Here is a 12,768-nt window from a genome sequence, read left to right as displayed (position 1 = left end):
TTCCGGGTAGTCGATGAAGTAACGCACGCTGCGCGCCGAGGTCACACCGCCCGCCGCGCTGGTCATCTGGTTGATGCTCAGGAACGGGCTGCGGCTGTGGTAGTTCATGGCGTAGGCGCCGAACTCGGTGTCGTTGGCCTCCGGCACGTACCAGCGCAAGGCCAGACCGTACTGGCCGCTATCGCGGGCGTCGTTGTCCTTCAGGCGGGGAATGAACGCATCGTCGGTGCCGGCGGCGATGGCCGCCAGGCCACCGGTGTTTTGCGCCACGCCCGGTGGCAAGTCGAGGCCGGCGACCACCAACCGGTCGTTGCAGCCTTGCGGTACGCCGTCGCTGCCGAAGAAGGTGCCGCAGTTGTCGAGGACCGACTTGTCCCACTCCAGCTGATAAAACGCTTCGGCGGTGATGTTGTCGGCCAGGCCCTGGGAGACGTAGAGCAGGTTGACCGGGATCAGGCCTTCCTTGACCTCGGCGCCGGGCCGGCGCAAGGCGGCGACGTCGACCGGGTTGATGCTGTTGATCGAGTTGCCGATGAAGGTACTCTCGCCCCAGCTCACCACCTGCTTGCCCAGGCGCACGTTGCCGACCTGATCGCCGATCGAGTAGTTGTGGTAGACGAAGCTGTCGAGGAACATCGCCCCGGACGACTTGGCCGCGCGGTCACGTCCTGAATCGTCGATGTCGTAGAACGGCCGGTGCTCGTCCATCAGCTCGAAGTCATACCAGTACTTGCCGCGCACGAAGGCACCGCTGTCGCCGTACTTCAGCTCCAGGTCATGCACGCCCTTGAAGATCTTCGAGAAGGTTTCGCCCTTCTTGAAGTTCAGGCGGTTGTCGTCGGTGGTCCGCGAGGCGGATTCGCCACCGGTCACACCCTGTGAGTTGAAGTTGGAGATGAACTGCTTGTCCGGGTCAGCCGTCGACCAGCTGGCGCCGACCGACAGCGATGAATCGAACGTCCCTTGAATCTCCCCGATGTTGAAATCGACCGCGTGAGCCTGTTGGCTCGCGCAAGTGGCAATCGTCACAGCTACGGTCAGCAGACTCGGCTGGAAGACTCCGCGCATTGTTGTTTTTGTCATGCGGTTTCTCCGGTTAAGGATGGCGTGGTGAGAGCCCATGCTAGCGAGGCTCCGGTAAGGTCCTCACACCCGAACGGGTGATTTGGATGAAGCGTTTTCGTCTGGTTTTTCAATGGCGTAACAGCCCGGTTCGGGATGCGCCCGGCGGGCGTTACGCTCGGTGACATACAACCCCCTGCAGGAGCGAGCCTGCTCGCGATGGTCGTTAACGATGACGCGGGTTTTCTGGATGAACGCGGTGTGCTTGAGTCCATCGCGAGCAGGCTCGCTCCTACAGGTTTTTTGCCGATCATTGGCTATTGGTTTTTCCGTAGAGGGTTACGACGCAGGCGCCGCCCAAACCGAGGTTGTGCGCCATGGCCAGGCGTGCGCCTTCGACCTGGCGCTGCTCGGCATTGCCGCGCAATTGCCGGGTCAGCTCATAGCATTGCGCCAGACCGGTAGCGCCCAGCGGATGCCCCTTGGACAGCAGGCCACCGGACGGATTGACGACGATTTGCCCGCCATAGGTGTTGTCGCCGTCCATCACGAACTGCTCGGCACCACCCTCGGGGCAAAAACCCAGCGATTCGTAGCAGATCACTTCGTTCTGGGCGAAGCAGTCGTGGAGTTCACAAACATCGATGTCCTGCGGGCCGACGCCGGCCTTCTCGTAGACCTGCCCCACCGCCGCGCGGGTCATGTGCGTGCCGACCCAATCGAGCATCGACGGCTGTTCGAAATTGAAGGATTCTGGGGTGTCGGTGGTCATCGCCTGAGCGACGATTTCCACGTCACGGCGCAGGCCATGTTTTTTGGCAAAACGTTCGGACACCAGGATCGCCGCCGCACCACCACAGGTCGGCGGGCAGGCCATCAGGCGCGTCATGACGCCCGGCAGAATCACCGGGTCATTCATCACGTCTTCGACGCTGAGCACCTTGCGAAACAATGCAAGCGGGTTGTTGGCGGCATGGCGGCTGGCCTTGGCGCGCACCGCGGCGAAGGTTTCCATTTTGGTGCCGTATTTGTGCATGTACTCGCGTCCGGCCCCGCCAAAGGTACGGATGGCCTGAGGCATGCCATCCATATCATCGGTGAGACCACGCAGAATCGGCAGGAAGCGCTCGCGGGTCGGCGGACGGTCATCCCAATGGGATTTCAGTGCCCCGCCCTGCATCTGCTCGAAACCCACCGCCAGCACGCAATCGGCCGATCCCGACTCGATGGCCTTGCGCGCCAGGTACAACGCAGTGGAACCGGTGGAGCAATTGTTATTGACGTTGACCACCGGGATCCCGGTCATGCCGACTTCGTAGAGCACGGTCTGGCCGCAGGTGGAGTCGCCGTAGACGTAACCGGCATACGCCTCCTGCACCAGGCGGTAGTCAATGCCCGCATCGGCCAGGGCGAGACGCACCGCCTCGGACCCCATCTGCACATAGGTCGGGCTTTCGCTGGGCTTGCGGAACGGGATCATGCCGACGCCGGCAACCAGTACTTTTTCGCTCATGGTGTCACCTGGAAAAATGAGGGGGGAAGGATCACAACTGGCGTGCGATGAGTTCGCGCAGCACTTCGCTGGTGCCGCCAAAAATCCGCGTCACGCGCATGTCGACGAAGGCACGGGCAATCGGGTACTCGAGCATGTAGCCGTAGCCGCCATGCAGCTGGACCATGTCGTCGATGCACTTGCACAGGGTTTCGGTGGCGAACAGCTTGGCGATTGCCGACTCCTGCACCGTGAGGCGACGACGCATGTGTTCGCCGATGTAGTGATCGATCATCAGCCGCACGGCGGTGGCCTGGGCCTTGATGTCGGCAAGCTTGAACCGGGTGTTCTGGAAGTCCCAGACGGTCTGGTTGAACGCCTTGCGGTCCTTCACGTACTCGACGGTCTGCTCCAGCAGGCGTTCGAGTTTGGCGGCGCTGTACAGCGCAATCACCAGGCGCTCTTGCGGCAGCTCTTCCATCAAATGCATGAAGCCTTTGTTTTCTTCACCCAGCAGATTGCCCACCGGCACGCGCACGTTGTCGAAGAACAGTTCTGCGGTGTCGGCGGCATGCTGGCCGACTTTCTCCAGCTTGCGCCCGCGACGGAAACCTTCACGGTCGCACTCGACCATGATCAGGCTGCAACCCTTGGCGCCGGCACTCGGATCGGTCTTGCATACGACCACGACCATGTCGCAGGTCAGGCCGTTGCTGATAAAGGTCTTGCTGCCGTTGATCACCCATTCGTCACCGTCACGCACGGCGGTGGTACGGATCGCCTTGAGGTCCGAACCGGTACCCGGCTCGGTCATCGCCACGGCCAGCACGGTTTCACCGCTGCAGATTTTCGGCAGCCACTGTTGCTTCTGCTCCTCGGTGCCCAGGCGCACGATGTACGGCGCGACGATGTCGGAATGCACACCGAGGCTCCAGCCCGAGACACCGGCGCGATACAGTTCTTCGATCAACACCGCCGAGTGCCCGAAGTCACCGCCACCGCCGCCGTACTCGGCCGGCACGGTGAGGCACAACAGGTTGTGACGACCGGCCTTGAGCCAGGTTTCCCGGTCTACCTGCCCGGCCTTGTCCCACTGAGCCTGCTTGGGCAGGCATTCACGCTCGAAGAAACGCCGCGCGGTTTCACGCAGCATTTCGTGGTCATCACGGTAGACGGTACGGTTGATATGCATCGGGATCTCCAGTGGATGGCCAGGCCGGTGTGCGCCTGGTACGTGAGTCCAATGTATTGAGGGGGGTGGGGATACTCGCCACCCGGATCGGGTAGCGATTGGCGGCTGGCGCAACCAGCCCCTGTAGGAGCAAAGCTTGCTCGCGATAGCGGTGGGTCGGCCGACATCAATGTCGGATGTGACTCAGCCATCGCGAGCAAGCTTTGCTCCTACAGGTATTTATGGCGCGGTTATAAGCGTGGATTGCGTAGCTCGCGCTTGAGGACTTTGCCCGCGGCCGAGAGGGGTAATGTGTCGCGGAACTCCACGCTCTTGGGGCACTTGTAGCCGGCGATGAACTCTCGGCAATACCGGCGCAACTGCGCTTCGTCGACCCGGGCATCGGGCTTGAGCACCACCACCGCATGCACCGCCTCGCCCCATTGCGCATGGGGGATACCTATCACCGCCACCTGCGCGACCGCCGGGTGCCGCACAAGAACGTTCTCGACTTCGGCCGAATAAACATTCTCGCCACCGCTGACGATCATGTCCTTGAGGCGGTCGACGATGAACAGATATCCCTGCTCGTCCATGTACCCGCCGTCACCGGTGTACAGCCAACCGTTACGCAATGCCCGGGCGGTTTCTTCGGGTTTGTTCCAGTAGCCCTGCATGATGTTCGGCCCGCGCACGATGATCTCGCCCACTGTATTCCGGGGAACTTCCCGGCCCTGCGGGTCGACGACTTTCACATTGACGCCCAGCCCGCCACGCCCGACCGAGCGCGACAATCCGCTCTTGCGTGCTTCTGGCGTGTGATTGCACGGCAGATTGCTCGACACCACCGGGCACGCTTCGGTCAGCCCATATGAATGCGACAGCTCGATATCCGGCAACCGCGCCAACACCTGCTCGACCATCTCGCCGGCGCTGGGGGAAGCGCCGTAGGTCAAGCGTTTGAGGCTGCCCAGGTCAAGTCGTTCGAAGTCGGGATGGGCCAGCAACGCGAAGATCATGGTCGGCACCAACAGCGTCTCGGTGACCTTTTCGCGCTCGATCACCCGCAGCACTTCACCCGCCTCGAAACCCGACACCAACACATGGGTTTCACCGGCCATGAACTGGATCAACGCGCGCGCCATGCCGGCCACGTGGAACAGCGGAGCGACGTGCAACAACCGGCCGTCACGCAGCGGCGGCATGTCGACCATGCGCGGCATGCACGCCGACCACAGGTTCCTGTGGGACTGCATGACCCCCTTGGGAAAACCGGTGGTACCGCCGGTGTACATGATGCAGGCCAGGTCTTCGCCACCGCGTCCCGCATCCTCCACCGCTGCGGCTTGTGCAATCAGTTGCTCGTAACCGAGCATGCCCGACGGCACTTCGCCCTCGCCTGCATAGATAAACCGTGGGGCATGGCGGGCCGTCTTGCGGATGCCTTCGGCCAGCGCGGCGAAGTGCTCGTCGACAATCAGGATGCCGGTAGCGCAATCGTCCAGCGAATAGACGATCTCCGGCACGCTCCAGCGGATGTTCACCGGGTTGAGCACCCCGCCGCCCCACCACACGCCCATGATGTATTCCAGGTAGCGGTCCGAGTTGAGCGCCAGCATGCCGACCCGGTCACCGGCCGCCATGCCCAGCGATTGCAATGCCCCCGCCAGGCGGGCGACGCGCTCGCCAAACTGCCGATAAGTCTGGCGACGGACACCGAAGATGGTCGCGAGGTGCTGCGGATTCTGCTGCAGCGTGCGTTGCAGGCATTGGGTCATGTACATGGCGTCAGCTCACACCCCGATCCTTGCCGGCCCAGAACGGTTCGCGCAGGTCACGCTTGAGCACCTTGCCCGCACCTGACAGTGGCAGCGCGGCCCGGAACTCGACGCTCTTCGGAGTCTTGTAGCCGGCGATATGGCGACGGCAGTGTTCGATGATGTCTGCGGCCACCACTTCACGGTCGGGCTTGAGCACGATGACCGCGTGCACCGCTTCGCCCCACTGCTGGCAGGGAATGCCGATCACCGCACACGCGGCGACTGCCGGGTGACTGGCGATGGCGCTCTCGACCTCGCCGGAATACACGTTTTCGCCACCGCTGACGATCATGTCCTTGAAGCGGTCGACGATGTAGAGGTAACCGTCCTCGTCCATGTAGGCGCCGTCACCTGTGTGCATCCAGCCGCCGCGCAGTGCCTGGGCGGTTTCCTCGGGCTTGTTCCAGTAACCGAGCATGATGTTCGGCCCGCGGACCAGCACTTCGCCGACGGTTCCGCGCGGAACTTCGTTGTCGTGTTCGTCGACGATGCGCACGGTCACGCCAAGGCCCGGACGCCCGGCCGAACGCAGACGGCCGTTGGCAATGCCCTCGGGGCCATGGTTTTGCGGGCCGTTGGCGGTAATCGGCGGCGCCGCTTCGGTCATGCCGTAGCCCTGGGTGAACTCGGCATTGGGCAAGGCTTTGAGGGCCATTTCCAGCACGGGCACGGCAATCGGCGAGGCGCCGTAGGTCAGGCTGCGCAGGCAACTCAAGTCATGCCGGGGGAAATCGGGGTGCATGATCAATGCCTGCAACATGGTCGGCACGATCAGGATGTCGGTAATGCGTTCGCGCTCGATGGTCTGCATCACGTCCAGCGCATCGAAGGCCGGGACGAAGATGCTGGGCAGGCCGATCAGCGAGATCAGGATCACCCGCGACAGCGCCGCGAGGTGGAACATCGGTGCAATGTGCAAGGTCAGCGCATCGGCCGGTACCGGCACATCCGCCGCACGGGCCACGGCCGCCGTCCACAGGTTCATGTGCGACAGCATCACGCCTTTGGGCCGGCCGGTGGTGCCGCCGGTGTACAGGATGCTGGCGAGGTCGTCGCCACCCCGGAAAGCGTCGTCGACCGGCGTCGCCTCACGGATCAGTTGCTCGTAGGACAGCATGCCTTCGGGCGCCGGGCCATCGCCGACGTGGATCAGCAACGGTCGCACCCTGGCCGAACCGGCGATCGCTTCGGCCATGGGCAGGAAGGTGTCGTCGATCATCAGGATGCGGGTGTCGCAGTCGTCCAGCGAGTACACGATTTCCGGCACGCTCCAGCGGATGTTGACCGGGTTGACCACGCCGCCGCCCCACCAGGTGGCCAGGTAGTACTCCAGGAATCGGTCGGAGTTCAGGCCGAGCAGGCCGACGCGGTCGCCGGGCTGCATGCCCAGGCGCTGCAGGGCGCCGGCCAGACGGGCCACCCGCTCGGCCAGCTGGGCGTAGGTGTGGCGTCGGTCGCGATAGACGGTCGCCAGGGCATGGGGTTGTTGCTGCAGCATGCGGTGCAGCCCTTGGGTCAGGTACATGTGGCTCTCCTGTGAATTATTGTTGTCAGGCAAGGACGCGGGTGACGGCAGGGGGTGACGTCAGGCACCGGTGTATTTGGGCGAACGCTTTTCGTTGAGGGCCACACGCCCTTCGGCGTGATCCTTGCTGTCGCGCAGCAATCCCCAGTGCAGATGGGCCTGGGTCACGAAGTCCCGGGGTGTCATGTGAGCTGTCTGCAGGGCCAGGCGCTTGATCGATTGCACTGCCAGCGGGCCGTTGGCCGCGATGCGTTCGGCCAGGTCCAGGGCTACCGGCATGAGCCGGTCCGGTGGCAGGAGGTCGATGATCAGGCCGATGCGCAAGGCTTCTTCGGCGTTGATCGGCTCGCCCGTCAGGGCCATTTTCATGGCGTGTGCCGCCGGGACGGAGCGCACCAGGTACTGCACGCCACCCGCGGCCGGAATGGTCGCGTCGCGCACCTCGGGCAAGCCGAACGTCGCGTTGGCAGTGGCGATCCGCAGATCGCATTGCAACGCCAGCTCAAGGCCGGCCCCGAGGCAGGCGCCGTTGACGGCGGCGATCACCGGCTTCCAGATCTCCAGGTCGCTGAGGTCGAACAAGCGCGTATAACCGCCCTCCTCGGCTTCGGTTTCGCGACTTTTCATTGAGCCGGCGACATGACCGGCCGCCGGCAGCAGCGCCTCCTTGTGGCTCGCGCCACAGCAAAACGCGCGCTGCCCGGCACCGGTCAGCACAATGACCCGCACCTGTTCATCGTCCTGACAAGCCACCAGCGTCTTGCGCAGGTGCATCAGGTCGCTCACGGTCAGCGTATTGTTCGACGGTTGCGCATCAAGCGTGATGACGGCAACGTGATCGATGATCTTGAACTGAATGGCCATGGGCCGACTCCTGCGCTCCGGGATTTGGTTTTTGTTGTTCGCGGGCGTTCACGCCTGGAAGTCCCAGGCAGCACTCCTGTGTTGATGCCGTCCAGTAGAACAACCCCCGCGCCGCCGCCCACCACCCGCATCGGGTGGCGAAGGCCCGACACAGGGTCATGAGGTTCAAGCTCTGGGTTACACTCGAAGGGATTCATGCACTCTTAAAACAAAAAAAGATTCGGACAACCCCATGGACAAACACCGCAAGTCCACCGCATCGGACACCCCATCCAGCCCGGTCTCGAATCCGACTCAGTCTCCGATCGTCAGCACCAAACTGATCCCGCCCCGCAACGCGGGACGCCTGATTTCCCGGGAACGCCTGCAAGATCAAATGCTCAAGGCTCGCCGCCAGCGCTGTATCGTGCTCAAGGGCCCGGCCGGTTGCGGCAAGACGTCTACCCTGATCGCCTGGCGCCAGGCGCTGCTGCCACTGGGTTTCGAGGTTGCGTGGTTGACGCTGTCCGCTGATGACAACGAGCTGACCCGGTTCCTGGACTATTTGCTGGCCAGCCTCGGCCAGATCGACCCGACGCTGGTCCACGAAGCCACCCAACTGGAAGGTCGGGGCATCGACAGCGAAGCGGTGGAGCGGACTGTCATTACCTTGGTACGCAGCATGGCCAGTCGCGGCCGCGAACTGGTGCTGGTGCTTGACGACCTGCACCACCTGACCGACGTGGGCATCCATCAAGCCCTGCAATGGCTGATTGATTACGCGCCGACCAACCTGCACCTGGCGCTGGTGTCGCGTACGGCGGTGCCCTTGTCCCTGGCACGCTTGCGCAGCCAGGAGCTGGTGCTGGAACTCAGCCTGCGCGACCTGCGCTTTACACCCGCCGAGTCCGAGCAGTTCCTCAAGGCACAGTTGGGCGAGATCAACGCCCGCGACGCCCGGCAGATACACGAGCTGACCGACGGCTGGATAGCCGGACTGCAACTGCTGGCAGTCAGCCGCAAGAAAAATCGCCCGGCCGCCGTCGACCAGACCCAGCTCCGGGACGATCAGGCGTTCGCGAAGTTTTTCGAAGTCGAAGTGCTGTCGCACCTGTCGCCGACGGACCTGGACCTGATGCTGCTCATGGCCGTCTGCAACCGTTTCTGTGCTTCTTTGTGCGCCGCCCTCAGCGGCAAGCCGGAAGCGGTGCACGAGGCCAATGCCCTGATCGCGCGGCTGGAACGGGACAATCTGTTCCTGATCCCGGTGGACGGTGCCGGGCGTGAAACCTGGTATCGCCTGCACCCACTGCTGCGCGAAACATTGCTCAAGTACTTCGATTCACGCAGCACGACCGAACAGCAGGCGGTGCATGCACGGGCCTGGGTCTGGTTCGATGATCATCAGTATCTGGATGAAGCGGTGCACCATGCCGTCATGGCTGGCGACCCCGATGCCGCCGCAGACCTGGTGGAACAACACGCCGAAGCGCTGTATGCCCATGGCGACCTGCGCATGTTGATCGAATTGGTTCGTCTGCTTCCGTTCGAACAAGTGCAGGCGCGGGTAAAACTGCGCATTCTCAAGGCCCGGCTGCAACTCTATGCCCGGGATTTCGCGGCCTGTGCCCATAGCCTCGATCAACTGCTCCACGACGTCCCCGAAAATGATGTCCATGATCGCTTCATGATTGCGCTGCTGCGCGCCTCCCTGGCCCTGCAACGCGATGACACGGACGCCGCGATGGCTGTGCTGCCGCAACTGCTCGATCCGCCGCCCGGCAGCAACGCCGTTGCGGTTGGCTCGTGCATCAATATCCTGTCGTGGCTCTACATGCATCGGGGTGACTACGAAAGGGCCCGTCAGGTGCAGCTCGACCGCCCTGCCTTGCTGATCAATGGCGAACCGCTTCTGGGCACCACGGCGGGCAGCCTCCAGGGGCGTTGCCTGGTCGGGTTGAGTCACGCCCTGGAAGGCCAGATGAAGCAGGCGGAACGGGTTTATCGCGATGTGCTGCATGAAGCTGCCCAGTGCGGAAAAGCCGGGACCGACGCGACCTACCTCGCCACCGCCCTGCTGGGCGAGGTGCTCTACGAAACCAATGACCTGGACGCCGCGTTCAAACTGCTGGCGGGCTGGGTCGATATTCTTGAGCGGATTTCGATTCCGGACTCGGTCCTGCGCGTGCTCCAGGTGCTGTGGAAGGTGCAGTGGCTGGCCGGTAACCATCAGGAAGCGTTCGCCTTCATCGACCGACTCGATGAGTACGCGATCAAGCTTGGCCTGGATCGCTTGCAGACCTACTGCCTGACCTGGCAGGTGTACTGGAATACTTTGCTCGGCGAGACAGCCGTCGCTCAGGCCAAACTGGCCCGGATGGAGGCCATTGACGCCCGCCACCGCGACAGCGGGCCCAGCGCCTTCAAGGAAATCAACATCCTCACCGAGAACGTGCGGGCGCGTTGGCAAATTCACCAGGGTGACCTGGACGGTGCGCTGCAACGCATTGACCGGCTGATTGAAACCTGTGACCTGCAACGTCGGCAGTTGGCCACCGTTCGCCTGATGGTCCTGAGCGCCGTGATCGAGTCCCGCCGCGATCATCCGGAGATTGCGCGGGCACGGGTGATGGAAGCGCTGCGCCGCGGGCAACGTTTCGGCATGCTGCGCAGCCTGATCGACGCCCACCCCGATGCACTGGACCTGATATCCGACATCGCCGCAAAAGAGGAAAACCTCGACCCGGTGCTGGCGTTTTATGTCGAGCGCCTGCAAGCGGCACAGATCTCGACACCCGCCATATCGACCGGCAAACCGGCACTGGCCGCGCCGGCAAAACCGCTCGCCACCGGCATCGAGCCGTTGAGCGACCGTGAAATTGAAGTCGTGCGCCTGCTGGCCCAGGCCCTGCCCAACAAAAAAATCGCCCGCGCCCTGGGCCTGTCCCCGGAAACCGTGAAATGGCACCTGAGCCATATCTACAGCAAACTCGGCGTCAACAGCCGCGACGAAGCGGTGGCGCGGGTGCGGGATCTGGAATCGCAGGAGGGTGAAACTTAAACAAAATCACTGTAGGAGCGAGCCTGCTCGCGATGACGCCCGCGCATCCAGCATCGATGGTGACTGACACACCGCCATCGCGAGCAGGCTCGCTCCTACAACACCCTCACTACCTGTGGGAGCGGGCTTGCCCGCGAAGAGGCCAGCACAGCCAGCATCACCGGTGACTGACACACTGCCATCGCGAGCAGGCTCACTCCTACAATGGTCCCTGGCGTGCACAACATTTGAGAACACCCCCACTACCTGTGGGAGCGGGCTTGCCCGCGAAGAGGCCAGCACAGCCAACATCATCGTGACCGACACACCGCCTTCGCGAGCAGGCTCGCTCCTACAGTTTTTTGTGCCGCACACAGAATGTGCGTGCTATGTCGATCCACTGTAGGAGCGAGCCTGCTCGCGATGAGGCCGGCACATTCAACATCACCGGTGACTGACACACCGCCATCGCGAGCAGGCTCGCTCCTACAGGTATTGCATAGCGCCGGCAATCAGTGATGTTTACCCCGCCACCCACCTCGGGTGGCGTTCGCCCAAGCCCCCGGACCTATCGTAATCCTCAGCCAACAGGCGCACCTCGCGCCTTGCATCAGCGCCTGGCCCAAGCAGCCGGCCCGTGATCATTGAGGAGTCTTGCGTGCACATCGCCCGAACCGTTTTCCGCGACGACCATGAGATGTTCCGCACCACCGTGCGGCGCTTTTTCGAGCGTGAATGCCTGCCGCGCCAGGCCGAGTGGGACAAGGCCGGACAGGTCGACCGCGAAACCTGGCTCAAGGCCGGTCGCGAAGGCCTGCTCGGCATCACCCTGCCTACCGAATACGGAGGCGGCGGCGGTGATTTCGGCCATTGCGCGGTGTTCAACGAAGAGTTCGCCCGGGCCGGCATCAGCGGCGCCTACTTCGGCATGCACTCCGACGTCATTGCCCCGTACATCAACCGTTGCGGCAACGAAGCACAAAAACAGAAATGGCTGCCCGGCATCTGCGCCGGCGAGATCATCCTCGCCATCGCCATGACCGAACCCGGCACCGGCAGTGACCTCAAGGCCGTGCGCACCACCGCTGTGCGCGATGGCGACGAGTATGTGATCAATGGCAGCAAGACCTTCATCAGCAACGGTCTGACCGCCGACCTGGTCATCGTCGTGTGCAAGACCGATCCGGCCGCCGGTGCCAAGGGCATCAGCCTGATTGCCGTGGAAACCAGCCGCGCCGGCTTCAAGCACGGGCGCAAGCTGGACAAGGTCGGCCAGCACGCCCAGGACACCGCCGAGCTGTTCTTCGACAACGTGCGCGTGCCGGTGGGTAATCGTCTCGGCGAGGAAGGCCTGGGCTTCACCTACCTGATGGGAGAACTGCCGCAAGAACGCTTCTCGATCGCCATTTCCGCCGCTGCCAAACTGGAACGCCTGCTGGAACAGACCACCGAATACGTCAAGGACCGCAAGGCCTTCAACCAGACCGTGTGGGACTTCCAGAACAGCAAGTTCAAGCTCGCCGACATCAAGGCCCAGGCCACCGCCATGCGGGTAATGGTCGACCACTACCTGGGCGAGCACATGCGCCGGCGCCTGACCCTCGAAGAAGCGGCGATCGCCAAGCTCTACACCACCGAAACCCTGTGGAAATGCATCGACGACATGGTCCAGCTGCACGGCGGCTACGGCTACATGATGGAGTACCCGATTGCCCGCGCCTTCGTCGACATGCGCGTCAACCGCATCTACGGCGGCACCAGTGAAGTCATGCGCGAATTGATCGCGCGCAAGCTCTGACCCTCAAAAACAAAAAG

At 63.1% G+C, this 12,768-nt stretch carries 8 protein-coding genes; 2 read left to right on the top strand and 6 right to left on the bottom strand.

The window, feature by feature from the left end:
* The 6 genes from GPL81_RS05330 to GPL81_RS05305 form a co-directional block, all read right to left on the bottom strand.
* On the bottom strand, nt 1–1,083 hold a 1,083-nt coding region (locus tag GPL81_RS05330), incomplete at its 3' end, for a DUF1302 domain-containing protein (protein WP_160105577.1).
* A gap of 289 nt (nt 1,084–1,372) precedes the next feature.
* Nucleotides 1,373–2,575: a lipid-transfer protein gene (locus GPL81_RS05325; protein WP_160105576.1), complete on the bottom strand. Its 1,203-nt coding sequence runs from the start codon at nt 2,573–2,575 to the stop codon at nt 1,373–1,375.
* A 31-nt stretch (nt 2,576–2,606) separates the two neighbouring features.
* Complete coding sequence (locus GPL81_RS05320; RefSeq protein WP_160105574.1) at nt 2,607–3,746, bottom strand: acyl-CoA dehydrogenase family protein; 1,140 nt, start codon at nt 3,744–3,746, stop codon at nt 2,607–2,609.
* 230 nt (nt 3,747–3,976) lie between these two features.
* A complete protein-coding gene (locus tag GPL81_RS05315) occupies nt 3,977–5,509 on the bottom strand; it encodes an acyl-CoA synthetase (RefSeq protein WP_160105572.1) in 1,533 nt (510 codons plus the stop codon).
* A 4-nt stretch (nt 5,510–5,513) separates the two neighbouring features.
* Nucleotides 5,514–7,103, bottom strand: coding sequence for an acyl-CoA synthetase (locus GPL81_RS05310; RefSeq protein ID WP_281354985.1), 1,590 nt, complete (start codon nt 7,101–7,103; stop codon nt 5,514–5,516).
* Nucleotides 7,104–7,130: 27 nt separating this feature from the next.
* Nucleotides 7,131–7,934, bottom strand: coding sequence for an enoyl-CoA hydratase/isomerase family protein (locus GPL81_RS05305; RefSeq protein WP_160105568.1), 804 nt, complete (start codon nt 7,932–7,934; stop codon nt 7,131–7,133).
* A 232-nt stretch (nt 7,935–8,166) separates the two neighbouring features.
* On the opposite strand from GPL81_RS05305, the gene GPL81_RS05300 reads away from it, so the two are divergent.
* Nucleotides 8,167–10,974, top strand: coding sequence for a winged helix-turn-helix domain-containing protein (locus GPL81_RS05300; RefSeq protein WP_160105566.1), 2,808 nt, complete (start codon nt 8,167–8,169; stop codon nt 10,972–10,974).
* A 676-nt stretch (nt 10,975–11,650) separates the two neighbouring features.
* A complete protein-coding gene (locus tag GPL81_RS05295) occupies nt 11,651–12,751 on the top strand; it encodes an acyl-CoA dehydrogenase family protein (protein ID WP_246218887.1) in 1,101 nt (366 codons plus the stop codon).
* Nucleotides 12,752–12,768: the final 17 nt, after the last annotated feature.

Source organism: Pseudomonas izuensis, from assembly GCF_009861505.1.
In the GTDB taxonomy this organism is placed as follows: domain Bacteria; phylum Pseudomonadota; class Gammaproteobacteria; order Pseudomonadales; family Pseudomonadaceae; genus Aquipseudomonas; species Aquipseudomonas izuensis.
This window is presented reverse-complemented; position numbering and strand designations above follow the sequence as displayed.